We start from the raw sequence: 20,246 nt of genomic DNA, 5'->3' as shown, positions 1-20,246 counted from the left end.
GTGCCCTACTGCGCGTCGAGGTCGGTTTCGAGAAGTGCGACGAGATCGTCGAGCGCCTGATCGGCCCCGTCGCCCTCGGCCTTGAGGGTCACGACCGTGCCGTTGGCTGCTCCCAGCCCCATGAGCGAGAGGATGCTGCCCGCGTTGAGGTCGGGGCCGCCTTCGACCGCGATCGTGACGGGGATCTTCTTCTCCTGCACGGCCTGCACGAAAAGCTTCGCGGGACGCGCGTGCAGTCCTGAACTGCTCGCGATGGTGGCCTGGCGCTCTGCCATGGAAACTCCTTTGCTCTGTCTTGCGTACTCATGAACAGCATTCCGCATGGCGCATGCAGATGCGAGGGGTCAGGCCGGAACGGCGACAGCCGAGAGGTTCGCCTCGGCCTCTTCGAGCTCCTTCGGAGCGATGAAGCGCTTGAACGCCACCACCAGGAAAGCCGACACGATCGTCCCCGCGACGAGGGCGATGAGGAAGCCCCAGATCGGCTGGATGGCGAAGAGCACGAAGAGGCCGCCGTGCGGGGCGTAGGACTGCACGTTGAACACCATGCACAGCGCTCCGGTGACCGCGCCGCCGACCATCGAGGCCGGGATGACGCGGAGCGGGTCGGCCGCGGCGAACGGGATGGCTCCTTCAGAGATGAAGGATGCTCCGAGCAGCCACGCCGCCTTGCCGTTCTCGCGTTCGACCGGCGTGAAGATCCTGCGTGCGAGCACGGTCGAGGCCAGGGCCATCGCGAGGGGCGGCACCATTCCGGCGCACATGACGGCACCCATGATCAGCAGCGGAGCCGGGTTGTCGGCGGAGCCTGCAGCAAGGCCGGCCACGGCGAACGAGTAGGCGACCTTGTTGATCGGGCCACCGAGGTCGAAGCACATCATGAGACCGAGGATGATCCCCAGGCCGATGGCGGAGCCGCCCGATTCGGTGAGGCTCGTGAGCCAGTCGGTCAGCCATGTCATGAGCGTCGCGATCGGTCGGCCGAGGAAGAGGATGAGCAGCCCCGAGGCCACGACCGAGCCGAGGAGCGGAATGATCACGACGGGCATCAGGCCGCGCAGCCAGCGCGGTGCGGGCAGGCGCCCGAGCCACCATGCCACCACGCCCGCCAGGAGGCCGCCGACGATGCCGCCGATGAACCCGGCCTGCATGAGGACTGCCACTGCCCCGGCGACGAAGCCGGGCGCGATGCCCGGGCGGTCGGCGATCGCGAACGAGATGTAGCCGGCGAGGGCCGCAACCAGGAAGCCCATCGAGGTCGCGCCGATCATGAAGAACACCGAGCCGAGGTACTGGCCCAGCGGCCCGAAGTTCGATGTGATGTCGGTGGTCGGCAGGTCCCACAGCGAGTTCTGCGTGATGACGGTGGCTGCGTTCGTGGTGACCTCGTAGCCGCCGAAGAAGAACCCGAGGGCGATGAGCAGACCCCCACCTGCGACGAACGGGATCATGTAGCTCACACCGGTGAGCAGGATCCGCTGGATGCGGGCGCCGAACGAGACCGGCGCTGCGGTGGCGGTTCGCGCCGTGGGTGCGTCGCCGCCCACGCGCGCGGCGTGCGGATCTCTAGCCGCCGCGACCGCTTCGGCGAGCATCTGCGTCGGCTGCTCGATACCGCGCTTGACCCCGGAGCGGATCACCGGCTTGCCGGCGAAGCGGGCCTGCTCGCGGACGTCGACGTCGACGGCGAAGATGACCGCGTCCGCGTTGTCGATGACCGACTGCGGCAGCGGCTGATAGCCGCTGGAGCCCTGCGGCTCGACCGACAGGTCGATGCCGGCGTCCTTGCCCGCCGCGGTGAGCGCATCCGCGGCCATGAAGGTGTGCGCGATACCCGTCGCGCATGCGGTGACCGCGACGATCCGGGCACGGTGGCCGTTCACCGAGATCGCGTCGTCGGCAGCGGCGACCGTCGGCGGCGCCGCCGCGGCCGCTGCGGGAGTCACGGCATCGGGCTCGATGGCCGCACGGACGATCTCGACAGCTTCGTCGGAGGTCGATGCGGCGCGCAAGCCGGCCGTGAATTCGGGACGCATCAGGCTGCGGGCGAGTTTCGACAGCACCGCGAGGTGTGCTTCGTCGGCGCCGGCGGGCGCGGCGATCAGGAAGACGATGTCGGCGGGGCCGTCCGGCGCGCCGAAATCGACGCCCGGGCTCAGCCGGGCGAAGGCCAGCGTGGGTTCGGTGACCGAACTGCTGCGGGCGTGCGGAATGGCGATGCCGCCCGGCAGGCCGGTCTCGTCCTTCTGCTCGCGGGCCCAGGCATCGGCATAGAGCGCGTCGGCGTCGACGGCGCGACCCTGCGCGACGACGCGCTGGGCGAGGGCGCGGATGACGGACGACTTGTCGGCACCGAGGCCGACATCGAGCGACACCAGCGCTGGAGTGATGATTTCGGACATTTCGTTGACCTCCGTGGTCGTTTGAGGAGTGGCGAGTCGTGGGGTGGGCTATCAGGCGAGGTACGGGGTGACGGCGACGTCCCACGCGGGGACGTCGCTCGGAGTCGGGATCTGCGTACCGGGAAGGGATGCTGCGGCCGCGCCGTAGCTCACCGCTCGACGCAGGCGCGCGGGGGCGTCGGCGCGGGCGACGTCGGCGATGAGGTAGCCGGCGAGCGAGCTGTCGCCCGCCCCGACAGTGCTGGCAACCGTGATGCGCGGCGCGTGCGCGCGCAGGACGCCGTCGGCGGTGACCAGCAGCGCACCATCGCCACCGAGGGTCACGAGTGCGGTGCCGACCTGACCGGGTACGATCATGCGCGCCAGCCGGGCGGCGACCGGAACCACGTCGCCCGTGGCGTCGAGCACTTCTCCGACCAGTTCGGCGAGTTCGATCTCGTTGGGCTTGATCAGATCCGGCCTGCCGTCCGCCACGACCCGATCGAGCGCGGCGCCGGAGGTGTCGACGGCGATCTTCGGCGCCCGCTCACCCCAGCGCTCACGCACCGCCGCGATCGCGACGGAGTAGAAGTCCTCGCCCAGCCCGGGCGGGAGCGAACCCGCGAACACGATCCACTCCGCGCCGTCGGCCGCTGTGGCGATCGCGTCGATGAGAGCGGATGCCTCGGCCTCGGTGATGGTCGGTCCGGGCATGTTGATCTTCGTGGTCGTGCCGTCGGGGTCGGTGACGGTGAGGTTCGCCCTGACGCGGCCCGCGATCGGCACGCGCACGGCAGGCACTCCCTCGTGCTCGAGGAGGAGCCGGAAGGGATCCTCGTCCCCGCAGGGAACGACGGCGATGGTCTCGACGCCGGCCGAGCGGAGCGCGCGCGCGACGTTGACGCCCTTGCCCCCGGCATCCTCCCGCGCATCCAGCGCCCGCTGCACCTCGCCGTGCTCGAGCGGTGCGTCCAGGCGCACGGCGCGATCGATGGAGGGGTTCGCTGTGACGGTGACGATCACGCGACCCACACCTCCACTCCGTCGTCGGCGAGAGCTGCCGCCAGCGCGTCGTCCGGCTCTGCATCGGTGACCAGCACATCGACCGCGGTGAGCGGCGCGAACGAGACGAGCAGTTCGCGCCCGAGCTTGGCAGCGTCGGCGACGACGACCACTCGCCGAGCAGAACGCACGATCGCGCGCTTGACGGCGGCCTCTTCCGGGTCGGGGGTGCTGATGCCGAAGCCGGCTGAGACGCCGTTGGCGCCGATGAAGGCGATATCGGGGCGGAGGCCCTCGATGGCGCGCACGGTGTCGGCGCCGACGGCGGCGGCAGTGACGCCCCGCACCCTTCCCCCGATCAGGGACAGCGAGATGGCATCGGCGGGCGCCAGCGCGTGCGCCAGAGTGAGCGAGTGGGTGACGACCTCGGCCGTGCCGCCGGTCGACGACAGACGTGCGACGAGCTGGTCGGCCACCGCGGCAGTCGTGGTGCCGGCATCGAGGAAGATCGAGCCACGGAAGTCGTCGCCCAGCAGATCCAGGGCTCGTCGCCCGATGGCCCGCTTGGCCGCGCTCCGCTGGTGCGTGCGGTCGGCGATCGACGGCTCGGAGGTGCTCCCCCGCTCGAGGGCGACCGCGCCGCCGTGCACGCGGCGAAGGGCGCCAGCCCGCTCCAACGCGTCGAGATCGCGGCGCACGGTCTCGGTGGTGACCTCGAATCGCCCCGCCAGTTCGAGAACGGCGACGCGCCCTTCATCAAGCAGGATGCGCTCGATCAGTTCTTGCCGCTCCGTTGCGTACATTGCGAAATCCTCCCTGGATTTCCCACACAGTACAACACATACCCAACTATTCACAAGAGCGGGAAGTGGAATACGCAGATTTACACAGAACGACTCAGGCTCTCGCGGACGGCCGGCCTGATCGCCGGCGCCGTCGTCGCGAGCACGCCGAGCCTCATCGCGGTGTCGCGATCGAACCAGCCGGGCGTCTACGACTGCGTGCCGTGATCTCCGCGCTGAAGATGCGCGACAGGAAAAAGAAAAGCCCCGCTGAGCGGGGCTTTTTCTTGCTGACGTAAAAGCTCTCTGTTCTAACCATTGGAACCTCCCGTTCACCGCCGATGAACTGCAGAAACTGGCGGAAGTAGGCGTCAGAGATGACGGTTCAAACGAGCCAGCTCGGTACCAAGCGCATGGGCTAGCCAAGCGTCTTGGAGAGAAGAAAGTTCAGGACATTATTCGCCGCTATGAAGCGGGTGAGAGCGCCCGCTGCATTGCCGAAAAGTATGGCGTGTCGACCTCGGCCCTCATCAACCTGCTGCGTGACAACTCCGTCGTAGTGAAGAGGGGGCGCGTCACCGACGCTGAGGCCCAAAACATGGCAAGGCAGTACGAGACGGGCAGTACGATCGCCGAGCTGGAAATGCAGTTTAAGCTCTCCCATGGGGCAGTGCTCCGCGCGCTGCATCGAGCGGGAGTTGAGATGCGAGCGAAGGCCCCACGAAGGAAGGAGGCGTGATCACTGCCAAGTCAGGGCCGCCAATTACCTTGCCACATCGCCTGACTCTACCCCGGGTGCCACCGGTCAACTCGAGCCTGCGCACGGCCACTTGTCGCATTCGGCCTGCTCGCGGACGACTAATTTTGATCCCTGCGGGAGCCTCATATCGGGCTGCCGCCGGTAGTCATCGACCGACATACTGCAGCTCCAGGTAGTCGAAGATCAGCTCCATCCAGCGAACCGCTTCTCGACCGTCCGACTGCTCAACCCTCGTCCCGCCCTCGTGTACTGCTGTGTTGCGCTTATCGAACAGGGAGCTACCTGCAGTCGCGACGTCATCGGGGGCATCCGCGAGTCGACGCTGGATGTCCTTCCCAGTCCCGCCGCACGCCATCTCGACAGCGAGACGCGCAAAGAGAACTGCCTCGCGATACAAACCACGCTCGAAGTTCGTCCGAGCCGTGCGGGCGTGGGTCACGGCCGCCGACTCCTCTTCTAGGACACGGAAGGCATCGCGATACGCGGTGTCGGGTGATGGGCCGAGCAGATACGTGAGCCGGGCGCCGTCCTTGAAGAGAAGAACGTCGTACGAATCCACGGCAGTTCCGCCAGAGACAAGCACGTAGTCGTCGTAGCCGTCCTTCTCGTAGAGATTCGACATGACCTTGTCGGCACCGGTTATCTGAGGACTGGCAAGGAACTCGGCCAGATGGTCTTGGGTCTTCCCGTACATCTCGACCTTTCTGCCAGTCATCTTCTGCCGGAGTCGAAGACCAAGGCTCTCCTCTCCACCCGAATACTGCTCGACGTAGCACCAGACGGACACCGGCGGGGAGGCCATGCCCACGGTCTGAATATTGACCGTCACAGAGAACTTGTCATCGATGGACGCGACGATCTCTTGAGCGTTTTGCCTCACGATCGGTGAGGCGATAGCCACATATTCCTTGCGACTCCGGGGCTCAACGAGGCCGCCACCGTGGGCAAAGCAGTCCTGGAGCAGATTCGACAAGGGCGCGACGTGCTGCAGGATCAGCTGGCCAGTGACAACGCGCACCGTTCGCCCAGTCAGCTTCTCGCGAAGGCGGAGGTCTGGCACTCCATCGGGGCGCTCGAACGACTCGACGTAGCATTTGATCGTGCCGGAGCTCTGCGCGCTGCGAGCGGTGACTTTCGCTGCATGCGCCGAGCGGCGAGTTTTTGAACCCGACGACGTCATTATGATGCCCTTCCGCGCCCGCCGTTCCGACCAGTTCGGCCTTCGAGGGCGCCAGCTCGCCATCCGAGAATAACTGTCGGACACACCGGACAGTCAGTCGCAACGCAGTTTAAGAGTCCCGACAAGCAGCCGGCTGCCCGCTACGCGGCTTAGCAGGCTCTGAGAGATCGGACCCTCGCCATTTGGCGCGCCAGACCTCCAGTGTCAGTGGTTGGTGGTGTTCTAGCTCCAACCCCACCGCCCGCGAGATGTCGGCCCGATAGTGTAAGGCGAGCCACTCGGCACGCTTCGTCGTGCCATCACAACGGCCGCTCGATCGACGACTGCAAGCATTTTGAGGACCCCATGACTGACGCCACCGAAGCAGCCCCGCCGACATTGGAAGAGCTGATTGCGCAGCTCAGCGAGGCAGCCGGACGCGAGCTGTCAGTCGACGATCTCAGGGAGATCGTGGCAGAGAAGACCCAGCGTGGAGTGAACATTTCCTTCCTCGGCAAGCAGCAGGCGCGTCGAATCGCGCGTCTCGTACGCCCTCGCGTACAGAGGTCGAACGCGGGACTGTCAGTGGGAAGTCGAGAGGCTCAGGCGAAGAACTTGCTCATCGAGGGCGACAATCTTCAGGCGCTCGCATCGCTGTACCGCTGGCGCGGTCAGGTTGACGTAGTTGTCACGGACCCTCCCTACAACACCGGCAATGACTTCCGGTACAACGATCGCTGGGATGAGGATCCAAACGATTCAGGGCTCGGCGAGTGGGTGCCAGGGGACGATCCAGCCCGGCACACCAAGTGGATGAAGTTCATGTACCCGCGCCTGCAGATGATGCACTCGATGCTCAAGACATCAGGCGTCATGGCTATCTGCATCGATCACCGAGAGCTTTTCCACCTCGGGCAGATGATGGATGAAATTTTCGGTGAGGGTAACCGGCTCGCCATCCTGAACTGGCAGAAGTCCTACTCGCCCCGCTCGGACAAGTCCCACGTCAGCACAGCCACCGAGTATGTGCTCATCTACGCTCGCGACGACGAGCGAGCAAAGACCTCGCTACTCCCTCGCGAAGAGGACATGGACGCCCGATACCAGAATCGCGATGGCGATGTTCAGGTATGGAAATCTGGCGATCTCTCGGCCGGAAAGGCTGCGAAGAACCAGCCGATGGTCTACGCCATCCAGTCCCCGTTCACAGGAGAGCTTCATTATCCGCCGGAGGGCCGATGCTGGTCGCTAGCGCGCGCCCAGGTCAAGCGGTCACTAGAGGGCTGGGGCACTCAGTACGTCGAGCGTGATCTAAAGGATGACGCAAAACGTGCTCAGATCGCAGGCGTGCCCGTCGCCGAAGTCAAGCCGGGCGTCAAGGCACTCATGCTCAAGGATCCGATCGAGAACTCGCTTCCACGTGCGGAAACTGTGTTGAAGAAGGGTCCTTGGCCCATCGTTTACTTCGGCATTGGTGGACAGGGTCGACCACAGCACAAGCGCTACCTCGAGAACGTCAAACGCGGAGTAGTTCCCATGACCTACTGGGCTGATGACGACCATGACTTCCCAGCCGTATTGGGTTCGATCTCGTGGGAGCACGAGCAGTCAGGCCACAGCCAGACCGGCGTCGACGAGCTCAGCGCGATCGTCGGACGAGACCATGGCTTCCGTACAGTCAAGCCGCTCCGCCTCATGGAGAAGATCCTCCAGCTTTGGTGTCCACCCGACGGGCTGGTACTCGACCCGTTCGCGGGTTCAGGCACGACCGGTCACGCCGTTCTTGCCTTGAACGAAATCTCCGGCAGCGACCGCAGGTTCATTCTCATCGAGCAGGGGCGCCCAGAACGTGGCGACTCATATGCCAAGACGCTGACCGCGGACCGACTCAAGCGCGTCATTTCGGGTGACTGGGCGAACGGGAAGGGCAAGCCTCTAGACGGGGGCTTTAGCTTCAAGGCGCTGACGAAGCAGGTCGATGCAAACATCGTGCTGCGCATGGAACGCGATGAGATGGTCGACACCGTCATTGCATCGCATCACGATGCCAACCGTCGCCGCGGCGGGTCGCTGATCACCTACGACACGCTCGACTACAAATACCTGGTCGGTCGCAACTCCGAGGGGCACGGCTTCTACCTGGTCTGGGACGGGCCAGACGGGAACACCGACCTCACCGAAGACGTCTACGAGGCGTGCGTTGCAGAAGGCAAGCGGGCAAAGCTCGAGCCGATCTACCACGTCTACGCCCGTTACAACCTGTTCGGCACTGAGGACGTCCGCTTCTACCGGATCCCCGATCAAATCCTCATCGACTTCGGACTCGACATGCGCACAGAGGCGTACTCCACAGGAGGCGACGCATGATCAAGCCATTCAAGTTCCAGCGCGAAGCTTCGACCCAGATCAGCGACCGCTTCATCGAGTACCAGGGAAACGAGGTGTCCAAGGGCACCCGCAAGGCACCTGAGTGGGTGCCCTTCTTCCAGTCGCTTGCTGCGCTGACAGGAGCCGGAAAGACCGTGATTCTGGCAGATGCCGTAGCGCAAATGAGCGCCGTGACCGAAGCATCACCGGTCATTCTTTGGCTCTCTCGGGGTCGCGTCGTCGTCGCCCAGACGTACGCCAATCTCCAGCCAGGAGGCAAGTACAACCACGTGCTCGGAAACGCGAGTGTGAGGCTCCTAAGCGAGTACTCCTCGAGTGAGGTTGAGGTTGCCGAGACACCATCGCTCTACTTCGCAACCGTCGGCACCTTCAACCGCAAGGACATGGAGCAGGGCACCCTGACCATTTACAAGTCCGACATTGACGGCACGGGCACGTCGACGTGGGATGCGCTGCGCGAACGTGAAGACGCCGATGGTAACCGCCGACCACTATTCATCGTCTACGACGAAGCCCATAACCTCTCAGAGCAGCAGACCGAACTCCTCTTGAAGCTGCAGCCAGAGGCGATTCTTCTGGCCAGCGCCACGATGCAGCTTCCCCCGCTCATGTCAGCGGAGATCGAGCGCCTTCGAGCCGCCGGCCGCTCGGACGAGTGGCTCGTCACGAAGGTTCGGTCGTCGGAGGTGGTCTCGGAGGGGCTGGTCAAGAACGCTCTCAGCATGGCGGGATACAAGACTCCTATGGAGGAGGCCATCGCGGCGTTGCTTGCTGACATGGCCGAGGCCGAACAGGACGCACTCGATTACGGAGCGGAGGTCACGCCGAAGGCGATCTACGTGTGCAAAACAAACGTCACCGCCGACGACTCCTACCGCCGAGACGATCCGGCACAGCCCTTCGCGCAACGTCAGGCTCCCCCGATCCTCATCTGGCGCTACCTCGTCGAGCAGCAGGGCATCGACCCAGCCACCGTCGCCATCTACGCGAACCTCGACACCCACAAGGACTATCCACTTCCGGAAGAGCTGGTCCTATTCAAGGGCGCGGATAACGACTACAAGGAATTCACCAGTGGTGCCTTCCGGCACATTATCTTCAACCTCACTCTGCAAGAGGGGTGGGACGACCCGCAGGCCTATTTCGCCTACATTGACAAGTCAATGGAATCGACGGTTCAGGTGACGCAAGTCATCGGGCGCGTGCTTCGCCAGCCGGGCGCGACGCACTATCCAGCCGACCGTCTCAACACCGCACATTTCTACGTTCGCGTCGACCGCAATGAAGTCTTCAACGACATCCTCGCGGACGTGGCCGAGCGCCTCGGCACCGACCTGCCTGACGTGAAGCTCATATCGAGCGCGCCGCAAACAGCTCGAGCCAAGCAGCTGAAGCCAAAGCTGAAGCGTGAGATCCCCAAAACTGCAACCGATCCCACGTACGCTGTCACGCCGGTCGAGAAGCTTCTCGAGCACATGATCGACTACTCGGGCGGTGGCTCCAACGTGGCGGGCGGAGGCAGCCGCCGTATCGTGACGCAGACAGTGGGCGGCGCGGCCGTGGCGTCAGACTGGGAAGACTACGAAGAGCCGAGTCGGGTGGCTGCTCGCTGGGTGTTTCACCGCGAGATACTGCGCCTCCTTCCCCGAGCACTCGACGTTGCCAGCACCGCAGACCCAAGGTTCGACGCGCAAGTCGGCGTCGGTAGCCCCGCATTCGCGCAGATCAAGGATCTCGCGAGCAAAGTGGTGCACACCTTCATCGAGAACGTCTCGCTGGTACAGCGCAAGCCAAATCCCTACGTCGTGGGACCAATCCTTGTACGTGAGAGCGAAATCGAACGATTCGAGAACGCGCTTCACGCAGGGTATGAAGGGCTCAATGGGACCGAGAAGTCATTTGCCAGGGCACTAGACAAGACGGGGCTTACCTGGGCGCGCAACCCTCCTCGATCCGGCTACGGAATCCCGTTGATCTCGATCGGCGACACAGAGAACTTCTACCCTGATTTCGTCGTCTGGACGGCCGGTGAAGTCATCTGCATCGATACCAAGGGGCCGCATCTTCTCCGTGACGACGCCGGCCGGAAGCTTCTGAGCGTCAAGCCCCGCACTGACGTCCAACAGTTGGTCATTCGATTCGTCACTGTGGGCGAGTTCAACGGGCAGTTCGAAAAGCTCAGTCCCGATGGATACACGCTCTGGGGCCTCAAGGATGACGGCAAGCCACGGGTTCAGCACTTCGACACCCTGGACGATCTCATCGCGCACATGACGTCGCAGCAGCCCGCCAAGGACTAGCGATGATCACGTACCTTGATTCACACAGTGTCTCCGCAGAGTATGTCTACTGGCAGATGGAAGAGGCGCGCATCCGGGCCTTCACGACATCGACTAACCGCGGGATGGGCGCGTGGTTCGATGAGCGTTGGGAGTTCGCCGACTCCGAAGCATCCCGGATCTTCGATCCCGAGCAACACGGCGAAGATCTGCAAGCCGTCCTGTTTGATCGCGACGTCGGCGTCTGGCCGTCTGACTACTTCTGGCAACTTTCCAGCGCAGTCGTGAAAGATGCTGTCGCGCTCTTTGAGATCTTCCTCGAGCAGATGGCGAACGCAGTACTATGCCGTTTCGGCGCACGGCTCACAAATCTCCAGACTGAAAACTCGTGGCGTTGGCCCGAATGCCAGGCCTTCTACACGCACTACATTGGCGTGGACGTCACTCCACCCAAGCTTGAAGCTGCGCTCTGGATCAGAAACAAGTTGGCACATCTCCGCGATGAGCTCCGCACTGACGCAGGTCGTGCAGAATTCGCCGCGCACGTAAAGGTGCTCGGCATCGATGGCCCCGAGACGCCGGAGGAAGCGGCGCTTGGCCTCGTCGACCACCGCGCCTATATGTCGCACGGAGTGCAGCTGACTCAGCTTCAGACCTGGCGACTTCTCGACGTGATTGGAGAGCATGTGGGAGTCGTCGCACTGGCCGCTTTCCCGTTCATTTACGGTGGGGCGTTCAATGGCTATCTTGCGGCGGTACAGGCGAAGGCGCCGCTTACCGTTGCCGGGTTCCCAGCGAAAACGCTGATAACGCTCTGACACGGCTGAGATGGAAGAAGATACTTGGTACGCATCGCGGCGCGCCAGGTGGAAGCCGGATCGGGTGCGCCTCCTCATGATCGCGGAGAGTGCACCGGATAGTGGCGGCGACGTGTCCGCTCGTCGCTTCTTCTACGACGAGCGACTAACCGGCGACGACAGCCTGTTTCGTGAAGTCGTGAAGGTCCTGTACGACAGCCCATCCCTCGCGAGTGGACCTGGGCAAAAGGTGCCCTGGCTCGCGCAGTTGCAACGTGACGGCGTCTACTTGATCGACTTAGCCTCGCGTCCCGTGAACTACGACGACCCACAAGCACGCGCTGGGGCGCTGAAGGCAAACATCGACAAGACAATCCAGGTCGCGGAGGCTCTCCAACCAAACGGAATCGTCCTCATCAAGAAGAACGTCTTCGAGCTTTTAGCTGAACCACTTCGCCGACTTGCGCTGCCAGTGCTCCACGAGCAATTCATCACTTTTCCTGGGAGTGGGCAGCAAAAGCGCTTCCGTCAATCGTTCGCCACCGCCATAGTGGGCCTTCGTCTGTAGCAATCGTCAGACGACCACATTGAATAGGGCGGCGACCGCGCCGGACAAGAACTCGCTGGTTCTCAAGTCCGGGCAGTCGCCGCCCTGGGTGGTGCGCTCAATCCGTCTCGGTGACAGGGCGATGCACGTGTTGGAGGTGGATCGGGAGATGAGCCACCGGCACCACTCGGGTGTCGATCGCTTCGTCCCAGCGCTCAAGGAGCACCATCGCCCATGCAGCAGCGGTGAAGTAGTCCTCGTAGCGAGCGGCGGACAGGAACCAGTTTGGTTCTCCGGCCGCCATTGGCATGACCGTGCTGCCAAACTTCCCGAGCGGTTCGGTAACCCAGGCAGGGCCATCGCCGATTTTCACTAACACCGCGTACTCACCTAGCCTGGTCAGAAGCTCGATCGCCGTATCGGGGACGTCGGTAGCGTCGCCACTTCGGTCCGGGAGCCCAACGACGAGTGCCGGTCCGACCAGCATTGCCTGCTGGCGGGCCGCTGGTTCGAGATACCACCATAGGAAGGTCGCACGGGAGTTGAACGGCAGGTGCCGCAGCAGCCCCTCCTCATTGACGAAGATCGTCACCCCGAGATTCGGGATGTCGACCGGCTCGATCCAGCCACCCACCACCGCTTGGTAGTCCTCCAGACGCTCGATCTCGATTTTCTCAATCGGTTCGCCAGGATCGGGCAGGATCCGCAGGGCCCTCACCACGTTGCGTCACTCCCCCGAAAGGTCTCGTCGACGCCCTCTGGCGCAGGTACCCGGCTGGCAAGCCGAAGCTGGGCGCCAGGACGAAGCGTGCCGGTGAACACCATGCACCAGGTCGCGGCGTCGAAGACGTTCTCGAAACGTGCGAAAGTGTCGCTCCAGGTTTCCTGCCGCAGCGATTTGACCTGCACGACGAACTCGCGGGCTTCGAAAATATCGCCAACGATTCGCTCCAGCAGGGCAGTGGGTTCTCCCTGATCGCTTGTGCAGGTGAGCACGACGTCGCCGAGGAAGATCGGATGCTGCGACGGGTCGGCGGTGTAGAGCCACCAAAGGGCCATGGCTCGGCAGTTGATCGGCTGGCGTTCACGCCGGGCTGCCTCGTTCACGTACATAGTGACGCCTACGGCGGGCATCTCGATTGGCTCCAACCAGCCGTCCACCGCTTCCTGGAATTCGTCGGCCGTAGCCAGGTGCTTCAGGCGCGGTGAACGTGACGGGTCGTGCGGGATGACGATGCTTTTGACCATCGCTCCCACCTCCTTACTGTTGTCGCGGCCGAGAACCCTCTTGGGTTCTCTGACAAGCCGCGGGGCAGCAACGAGACACATAAATGAGTGGGGGTGTTGTGATTTCTACGGCTTCTCAGTCCGAAGGCGAATGCTCATAATGAGCAGCAGATATGACGCAACAAGACATCACGGCACTGACCACGATGCTCACCGACATGCAGGCACAGCTGCAGGGCGAGTTCGACAAGATCAATGAACGACTCGACGCGCATGATGCGCGCTTCCAGCAGATCGACGTTCGTTTCGATCGCTTTGAGGCTCGTTTCGAACGAATCGAAGACGACATGCGTGACGGTTTCGATCGCGTCAATACGACCCTCGACGGCGTCGCGAACCGAATCGAAGACAACTACGTCGAACGTCTGGCGCTCAGCGCTCAAGTCACCCGTCATGAGGACTGGATCGTTGCAGCCGTGCCTGTCGTCAAAGTGCAATACGTTCCCGACGCATAACTAGTTCTTCTGGGCAGCCGTCCGGGCAGGGTGCATGGAAGCACTTGATGCCCGGGACGGCCGCCCCTCTCCCGTACTCCCACAAACGAGGGAAGGAGATTGGTGTCCGACGAGGCGCAGCTCGCGCTGCGTCGTCAGGCGGTTTTGCCGCGCGGTGCGGGAGACTTCGCTCCCCCGGCCGCGGGGCCGCCGAAGATGGCCTCGATCGCGCTCTGCTTCGTTTGGGCGTCGCGTTCGATCTCGGCTCGTACCGTCTCGGCACGCTGCAGCACCTTCGGGTCAGACTTGCTCGTCTCAACCCAGGCCTCCAGGGCCAGACGGATCTCTTCAGTGACACTGCGGTCGTTGAGCTGGGCAATCACTTCCAGCTGCGCCCGGAGGCCATCGGTGATCCGCACGCTCAGCGGGCGGATCGGGCCGAGAGCCGTCGCCGGCACCTCGGGTGGTTCATTCTCACTCATCGTGAGCCTCCTCATCGGAAGCGGCGGACGATCCCTGGGTGGGATCCTCTACACCGCAGCCCAACGAGGAGCGGATGACTGAGTATGGACAGTTGCTCTGGAAAGTCAATGCCCGTTGTCTATTCCACAACGGTCCACCTCGGTTGAGTTGTCTCCGCGGCGGTACGGCGCTCAGCTCCATCATTAGAAAGCTTCACGAACTTGCCGATCACGGTGTCGGATTGATCCACTGCCGGACACCAACACTCTTTCGCACCGTTCGTGGGGCAGAACGCGGTCGCTAGTCGGATCGCAACGTACGCGTTGTGTGCAGCTGCGGACAGGTCCGACTAGACGAGTCGACCATCGCCGCAGGAGACACGGGGACATCGGTCCGAAAGCGGTCGTCCCGCGCTTGACCAGCTGGTTGGCTCGCTCCTGGCGCCATTCCTTGAGTTTTTACTCGCTAGCTGGTGTCGTGAGCTCGGTTTCGACGGGAGGTGAGTCGGCCTCTGTCCAAGCTTCGCCGGGTACGCCATTTCGTAGTGCTCCAGTGACGACACCCGGCTGATGAGCTCGCCTGTCTCAACTCGAATAGACGCAGTTCGTGAACCGACCCCGGCAGACGAGGGGCCGGCCCACGATTCGTTACCTCGTAATCGACCTAAACACAATCGACGCAGCATCCCGCGGGATAGGTGCCCGCTCTACTCTTCGAGATCGTGGGCATGTTCCACTGGACGCTTCGGTCGCCGGTGCGAGCTGATGTCGATGCCGTCGCCGCGAACAATTGCACGGATGGTAGAGGCATCAAGCTTTGGGTGTCTGTCTGGGTCGGCCAAGCCGTTTGCCTCTTGTCTTGTGTCAGCCAACTGCGTGTAGCAGAATCCCGCGAGGATGGGGCTGCTGTGCAGGGCGGTGAAAAGCTCGCGGAGGCGAGCCTCAAACTCACCCTCCGATGCCATGTTGGCGTAGCCCCATGCTGCTCCGTCATGAGTTGGTGCGTAGCTCAGGCCGCCAAACTCGCTCACCATGACGGGTAGTCCGGCCGAGGCGTTCGGGAGCAAGCGCATCCTGCGTCCCAATGGGCCAAGGCCAGAGAGAACAGACTCGAGAGTTTCGGCGTCCACATAGCTTGCAGCGAGTTCGGGGCCGGTCACCGCGTAGTCGTGTATAGTGAGCAGGTCTGACTCGGCGTGCTCCCACCCATCGTTACTGACCACCGGACGGGTGGGGTCCAGCGCCTTGGTCAGGTGATAGAGCGCGCGAGCGTAATCGAGTTGAGCAGGGTCATGAGCAATGTGCTGCACTCCCCAGCTTTCGTTTAGCGGTACCCAGGTAACGATCGACGGGTGTGAACGGTCCCGGAGGATCGTCTCTGTCCACTCAGCTGTGAGCCGCTGTACTGCGGTGACCGAGTATTCAAAGTGACTGGGTGCCTCCTCCCAAATGAGCAAGCCCAGTACATCAGCCCACATCAACATGCGAGGATCCTCGACCTTTTGATGGATTCGCATCGCGTTGAAGCCGAGCGACTTCGCGAGTTCGATCTCTTGCCTGAGCGCATCTGCGGATGGTGCCGCCAAATGGCTCTCCGACCAGTAACCCTGTCCGAGAACAGAACGCACGTAGTACGGCCGATCGTTCAGCAGGAAGTGCCCTCCAGCCGCACCGACGCTTCGAAGTCCCAAGTACGAACGAACCTGGTCCAGCGCCCCACTTGCAGATCGCACGCGCAGCGTCGCCTCGACAAGACGGGGCGTCTCCGGCGTCCACAACAAGGCCTCGTATGCTTGACCGTTCTCTTGCCGGCTGAGCGTCACCGTCCCTGTTGATCGAGGACGGGTCGTCGTCCACACCGCGGAGCCCAGGCGTTCGCCCTCGTACGACAGCTCCACCGTTACCTCTGCGGGCGCGTCAGAAATGCCTGCGAGCTCAAGCTCGAGTGTGACCGTCGATCGTGTCAAGTCTGAACTCCATGCCAAACGGTCCACGTGAAGACGGGGAACACGCTCGAGCCACACGGTCTGCCAGATCCCGGTCGTGCGCTCGTACCAAATCCCGTGGGGCACCTCTTGCCAGTCCTGCTTGCCTCGGGGCTGGCCGACGTCCAGAGGATCGTCCTCAGCGCGCACCACAATCACCAGTGGCTGCCCAGGACGCACATGCTCGCTGATGTCGAAGGAGAATGGTGTGTGGCCACCCTCGTGCCGGCCGACGAGCGATCCATCGACCCACACCTGGGCGCGGTAGTCAACCGCACCGAAGTGAAGCAGTAGGACGTCGTCTGCCGAAGCTCCCCCGGCTGCCGCGATCTCTTCGGCCGACACAGACCTGCGGTACCAAACAACAGGATGGAAGCCAAGCTCAGCTATGCCGGAAGCGGGCGATTCCGGGGGGAACGGTACTTGGATTTGACGCGGGAGTGGGGAGCTGAGCGGGACATCGGAGACCTCGTTGTCGAAGCCAAACTCCCAAGTACCGTTGAGGCTGAGCCACTCCGCGCGAACCAGTTGTGGTCGTGGGTAATCGTCGGTGAAGAGCGCCGCCGTCGGCGCAGATGTTTCAGACATGCCAAGAGCATGCCTCACGGATCACGAATTTGCAACGCAGCAAATCTGCGATTGACAAGAGGCCTCAGGTCATTGAATATAGAGCAACAGCAAAGTTTGCTACGCAGCAAAGGAGTCGAAGATGACTGTGTCCTCACCACCGGCGGGAATCCGGGGTGCGACTGGCGGCCGAACGGCAGCGAAACGCCGACCCGCCAAGGGAAGTCAGGGGCGCGAGGCGGTCACTGCGGCCCTGTTCCTCGCCCCGTTCCTGGTTGTATACGCGATATTCCTACTCGCCCCGGTGTTCCAGGCCGTCTTCATGAGCGGCTACGACTGGGACTTGCTCAGCCCTGTGCGAGAGTTCATAGGCTTCGACAACTACACGCGCATGTTCTCCGACGAGACATTCTGGACGGCGTTTCGCAACACGCTAGTTTTCACGGTCGTTTCGACGCCGCTGCTGATCATCGTCGGGCTCGGGCTGGCACTGCTGCTCAACACCAAGGGACGCGGCAGGGCCGTCTACCGCGCAGCGTTCTTCCTCCCGTATGTGCTCCCAATCTCAGCGGTCACCCTCATCTGGAGCTACCTGCTCAACCCAGACCGAGGGCTCATCGCCGGTTTCCTCGGCTGGTTCGGACTCGACGGCATTCCGTTCCTCTCCGACCCTTCTCTTGCGATGCCTTCGATCATTGTCACGACGGTCTGGTGGTCAGTCGGATTCAACATGGTCCTGTTCTTAGCCGGTCTGCAGGACATCGAACCCGCTTACTACGAGGCGGCGTCACTCGACGGTGCCGGATGGTGGCAGCGGTTCCGCCACATCACGGTGCCCGGGCTCTCCCACGTCACCATCCTCGTGACAGTGACGCAGTTCATCGCGTCGTTCCAGATTTTTGGTCAGGTGTACATCATGACCCGCGGCGGCCCGGGCACGTCAACGATCGTGTTGATTCAGCAGATCTATGAAGCCGGCTTCAAGGACTACCAGCTGGGCTACGCGGCGGCCATCTCCGTGTTCTTGTTCGTCATCATGGCCGCGGTGGCCGCCATCCAGTTCAGAGTGATGGGAAAAAACTCATGACAGTTCTCAAGTCGCTCGACACGTCAACTCCTGCTGACGGCACACCGGGGCTCGTGCGTCGCCCCCGCAAACGCGGTTCACTCGGCCTGCACGTGTTGCTTGCAGTAGCGGCACTGACGTGGCTAATCCCGATCATCTGGATGCTGTCGATGGCGCTAACCCCTAACGAGGTGCTGCAGAAGTCGTCGACGAGTCTGTTCCCGTCAGCGGTTACCTTCGACAACTTCGTGACAGTACTGCGCGGCAGTGAACTGCCTCGATGGTTCTTGAACAGTGCGGTGGTCAGCATCGTCACCACCGTCGTGACCGTGTTGTTTTGTGCCATGGCTGGCTACGCGTTCGCTCGCATCTCGTTCCGCGGCAAACGCCTCGTGTTCGCCGCGGTACTCGCGGGCCTGATGGTGCCGAAGGAAGCGATGTTCATTCCACTGTTCCTGATGATCTCCAGCGCAGATCTCCAGAACAGCTACCCGGCTCTCATTCTTCCGAGACTCGCGGCACCGCTCGGCGTCTTCTTGATGACCCAGTTCTTCAGTAAGGTCCCCCCGGAACTCGAAGAGGCTGCGCGGATTGACGGCGCGACCCGCTGGCGCACGTTCTCCTCGATCATGGTGCCACTTGCCCGGCCCGCGATGGCTTCGTTGGCAATCTTCACCTTCGTGCTGACGTGGAATGACTACCTGTGGCCGCTCGTTGCGTCGACCCGCACCGAGTGGTTCACCATCACTACCGGGCTTGCTTCGCTGCAGTCCAACTTCGCCTCCGCAACAAACCTCGGCGATCTCATGGCTCGCGGCCTCATCGGAAGCCTTCCGCTCATCATCGTGTTCTTCGTTTTCCAGCGCCAACTGATCCGAGGAATCACCCTCGGCAGTGGCGAAAAGTAAATCTCAACCCCACCTAACCCATCTCGGACAAGGAGTTCAATCATGAAAACCCGAATCCCTGCAATCGCGGGGCTCGCCCTGGCGGCGTTGCTGCTCTCCGCCTGCACCGGCGGCACATCGACAGCTGACAGCAGCAACGTCGCTGACGCCATCAACAAGGTCACTGATGACCAGTTGAACGGCACGACCATTCAGTTCGCACACTTCTTCGGAAACTGCGCTGATGAGGTCGGCGACAACACCGACCTCTCGAAGGCGGTCGGCGAGTGCGCAACGATCACAACGCTTGCGAACAAGTTCAACGCTGAGAACAAGTTCGGCATCAAGGTAGAACGCCTCGGCGGTGCAGCGTGGGACTCGTTCTACGATCAACTGAATGCGTCTATCGCCGGCGGGACGCCTCCCGACGTCACGGTCATGCACGGACAGAGCCTGCCAGACTATGCGGAGCGGCAGTTGCTGCTGCCGCTCGACGATGAGGTCGAGTCCGTCGGCATCGATCTCTCAGATGCACTGCCGGTAGAGGAGAAGGCGATCACCTCCGACGGCAAGACCTACGCGGTGCCCTTCGACTACCACACGGCGCTCGCTCACGTGAACGTGGATCTCTTCAAGGCGGCCGGTCTAGTCGACGCCGACGGCAACCCCATCCTGCCAACCTCCCCCGAAGAATTCCTCTCCGAGGCAGCGCAGGTTAAGGAAAAGACCGGCAAGAACTTCATCGCGATTCCGACGGTCGGTGACAATCTCGGCTGGCACTTCATCAACACGCTGATCATGCAACAGGGTGGATCAGTCTTGAACAAGGACCTCACCGAGGCGAACCTGGACAGCCCGGAGGCCAAGACTGCATTGGAGTTCAAGCAGTCTCTCCTCGATGGGGGTTTCACTGACGGAAACCAGAATTACGACGCAGCAAACCAGAGCTTCACAAACGGAGACGCGGCCATCCTCTTCAACGGGACCTGGGTCGTGGACTCTCTGAACAGCACAGCTACCTTCAACTACCAGGCGCACACGTTCCCCAACCTGTACGGCACGCCGAATGGTTGGGCGAACCAGCACACCTGGGCCGTTCCCGTGCAGAAGAACGCAGATCCGGTGAAGTACCGCGCCGCGCTGGAGTTCATCTCCTACCTGTACGCCAACGACGAAGCCTGGGCTCTGGGCACCGGTCATATCGCGGCGCGCACGTCGGTCATCGACTCCGCCGCGTACCAGGAAGCTCCGCAGCGAGCGAACTACGCATCGTCTGCCGCGGACGCGACCACAACACTGCCGCGCGTGCAGAACTGGTCGGCCGTTGAATCTGCAGCAGTGCAAGCTGTCGAGTCGATCTGGTTCCAAGGAGTCCCGATCGACCAGGCTCTGAAAGACGGGAACGCTAAAATCGACGACGTGCTCGAGCACTGACTCACAGGTCGCCCGACGAAGCATCTCGTC

Annotated in this window: 17 protein-coding genes; 8 read left to right on the top strand and 9 right to left on the bottom strand. The window is 62.7% G+C overall.

From position 1 onward, the window contains the following. Nucleotides 1-5: 5 nt before the first annotated feature. The 5 genes from ACFE6Z_RS02215 to ACFE6Z_RS02195 all read right to left on the bottom strand — a co-directional run bounded on the left by ACFE6Z_RS02215 (nt 6) and on the right by ACFE6Z_RS02195 (nt 6,105). Nucleotides 6-275, bottom strand: a complete 270-nt coding sequence (locus ACFE6Z_RS02215) for an HPr family phosphocarrier protein (protein ID WP_375384053.1) — start codon at nt 273-275, stop codon at nt 6-8. A gap of 69 nt (nt 276-344) precedes the next feature. Beyond that, the gene (locus ACFE6Z_RS02210) at nt 345-2,402 is read right to left on the bottom strand and encodes a fructose-specific PTS transporter subunit EIIC (RefSeq protein WP_375384052.1); all 2,058 of its coding nucleotides are present in this window, start codon (nt 2,400-2,402) and stop codon (nt 345-347) included. 51 nt (nt 2,403-2,453) lie between these two features. Continuing rightward, entirely contained in the window at nt 2,454-3,404 is a 951-nt protein-coding gene (pfkB, locus tag ACFE6Z_RS02205; RefSeq protein ID WP_375384051.1) for a 1-phosphofructokinase, read from the bottom strand. Beyond that, nucleotides 3,401-4,186 carry a DeoR/GlpR family DNA-binding transcription regulator gene (locus ACFE6Z_RS02200; protein ID WP_375384050.1) on the bottom strand — a complete coding sequence of 262 codons (786 nt, stop codon included), beginning with the start codon at nt 4,184-4,186 and terminating at the stop codon, nt 3,401-3,403. Before ACFE6Z_RS02200 ends, pfkB begins: the two co-directional genes overlap by 4 nt. Before the next feature lie 884 nt (nt 4,187-5,070). Continuing rightward, nucleotides 5,071-6,105: a hypothetical protein gene (locus tag ACFE6Z_RS02195; protein ID WP_375384049.1), complete on the bottom strand. Its 1,035-nt coding sequence runs from the start codon at nt 6,103-6,105 to the stop codon at nt 5,071-5,073. 345 nt (nt 6,106-6,450) lie between these two features. Here ACFE6Z_RS02195 and ACFE6Z_RS02190 point away from each other — a divergent pair, with 345 nt between their 5' ends. The 4 genes from ACFE6Z_RS02190 to ACFE6Z_RS02175 are packed head-to-tail and all read left to right on the top strand — an operon-like array spanning nt 6,451 to nt 12,116. Then, on the top strand, nt 6,451-8,451 hold the full coding sequence (locus ACFE6Z_RS02190) for a site-specific DNA-methyltransferase (protein ID WP_375384048.1): 2,001 nt from the start codon (nt 6,451-6,453) through the stop codon (nt 8,449-8,451). After that, complete coding sequence (locus ACFE6Z_RS02185) at nt 8,448-10,772, top strand: DEAD/DEAH box helicase (RefSeq protein WP_375384047.1); 2,325 nt, start codon at nt 8,448-8,450, stop codon at nt 10,770-10,772. Before ACFE6Z_RS02190 ends, ACFE6Z_RS02185 begins: the two co-directional genes overlap by 4 nt. Nucleotides 10,773-10,774: 2 nt before the next feature. Next, on the top strand, nt 10,775-11,569 hold the full coding sequence (locus ACFE6Z_RS02180; protein WP_375384046.1) for a hypothetical protein: 795 nt from the start codon (nt 10,775-10,777) through the stop codon (nt 11,567-11,569). A gap of 10 nt (nt 11,570-11,579) precedes the next feature. Next, nucleotides 11,580-12,116 (top strand): hypothetical protein, encoded by a 537-nt coding sequence (locus ACFE6Z_RS02175; protein WP_375384045.1) that lies wholly within the window; start codon nt 11,580-11,582, stop codon nt 12,114-12,116. Nucleotides 12,117-12,213: 97 nt separating this feature from the next. On the opposite strand, the gene ACFE6Z_RS02170 is transcribed toward ACFE6Z_RS02175, so the two are convergent. Next, the gene (locus tag ACFE6Z_RS02170; RefSeq protein ID WP_375384044.1) at nt 12,214-12,816 is read right to left on the bottom strand and encodes a DUF3846 domain-containing protein; all 603 of its coding nucleotides are present in this window, start codon (nt 12,814-12,816) and stop codon (nt 12,214-12,216) included. Next, the gene (locus ACFE6Z_RS02165) at nt 12,810-13,343 is read right to left on the bottom strand and encodes a DUF3846 domain-containing protein (RefSeq protein WP_375384043.1); all 534 of its coding nucleotides are present in this window, start codon (nt 13,341-13,343) and stop codon (nt 12,810-12,812) included. Before ACFE6Z_RS02165 ends, ACFE6Z_RS02170 begins: the two co-directional genes overlap by 7 nt. A gap of 197 nt (nt 13,344-13,540) precedes the next feature. Here ACFE6Z_RS02165 and ACFE6Z_RS02160 point away from each other — a divergent pair, with 197 nt between their 5' ends. Beyond that, complete coding sequence (locus tag ACFE6Z_RS02160; RefSeq protein WP_375384042.1) at nt 13,541-13,837, top strand: hypothetical protein; 297 nt, start codon at nt 13,541-13,543, stop codon at nt 13,835-13,837. Between the two features lie 134 nt (nt 13,838-13,971). Here the strand turns inward: ACFE6Z_RS02160 and ACFE6Z_RS02155 are convergent, their stop codons facing one another. Then, nucleotides 13,972-14,298 (bottom strand): hypothetical protein, encoded by a 327-nt coding sequence (locus ACFE6Z_RS02155; protein WP_375384041.1) that lies wholly within the window; start codon nt 14,296-14,298, stop codon nt 13,972-13,974. A 686-nt stretch (nt 14,299-14,984) separates the two neighbouring features. After that, on the bottom strand, nt 14,985-16,850 hold the full coding sequence (locus ACFE6Z_RS02150) for a glycoside hydrolase family 2 protein (protein ID WP_375384040.1): 1,866 nt from the start codon (nt 16,848-16,850) through the stop codon (nt 14,985-14,987). Between the two features lie 301 nt (nt 16,851-17,151). Here ACFE6Z_RS02150 and ACFE6Z_RS02145 point away from each other — a divergent pair, with 301 nt between their 5' ends. Genes ACFE6Z_RS02145 through ACFE6Z_RS02135 form a run of 3 tightly spaced genes read left to right on the top strand, consistent with a single transcriptional unit; the run spans nt 17,152 to nt 20,216 of the window. Then, nucleotides 17,152-17,916, top strand: a complete 765-nt coding sequence (locus tag ACFE6Z_RS02145) for a carbohydrate ABC transporter permease (RefSeq protein ID WP_375384039.1) — start codon at nt 17,152-17,154, stop codon at nt 17,914-17,916. Then, nucleotides 17,913-18,803, top strand: coding sequence for a carbohydrate ABC transporter permease (locus tag ACFE6Z_RS02140; RefSeq protein WP_375384038.1), 891 nt, complete (start codon nt 17,913-17,915; stop codon nt 18,801-18,803). The genes ACFE6Z_RS02145 and ACFE6Z_RS02140 overlap by 4 nt, the downstream gene beginning before the upstream one ends. 42 nt (nt 18,804-18,845) lie before the next feature. Then, on the top strand, nt 18,846-20,216 hold the full coding sequence (locus tag ACFE6Z_RS02135; protein WP_375384037.1) for an extracellular solute-binding protein: 1,371 nt from the start codon (nt 18,846-18,848) through the stop codon (nt 20,214-20,216). Nucleotides 20,217-20,246: the final 30 nt, after the last annotated feature.

Source organism: uncultured Microbacterium sp. (assembly GCF_964244775.1).
Taxonomy (GTDB): Bacteria; Actinomycetota; Actinomycetes; order Actinomycetales; family Microbacteriaceae; genus Microbacterium.
This window is presented reverse-complemented; position numbering and strand designations above follow the sequence as displayed.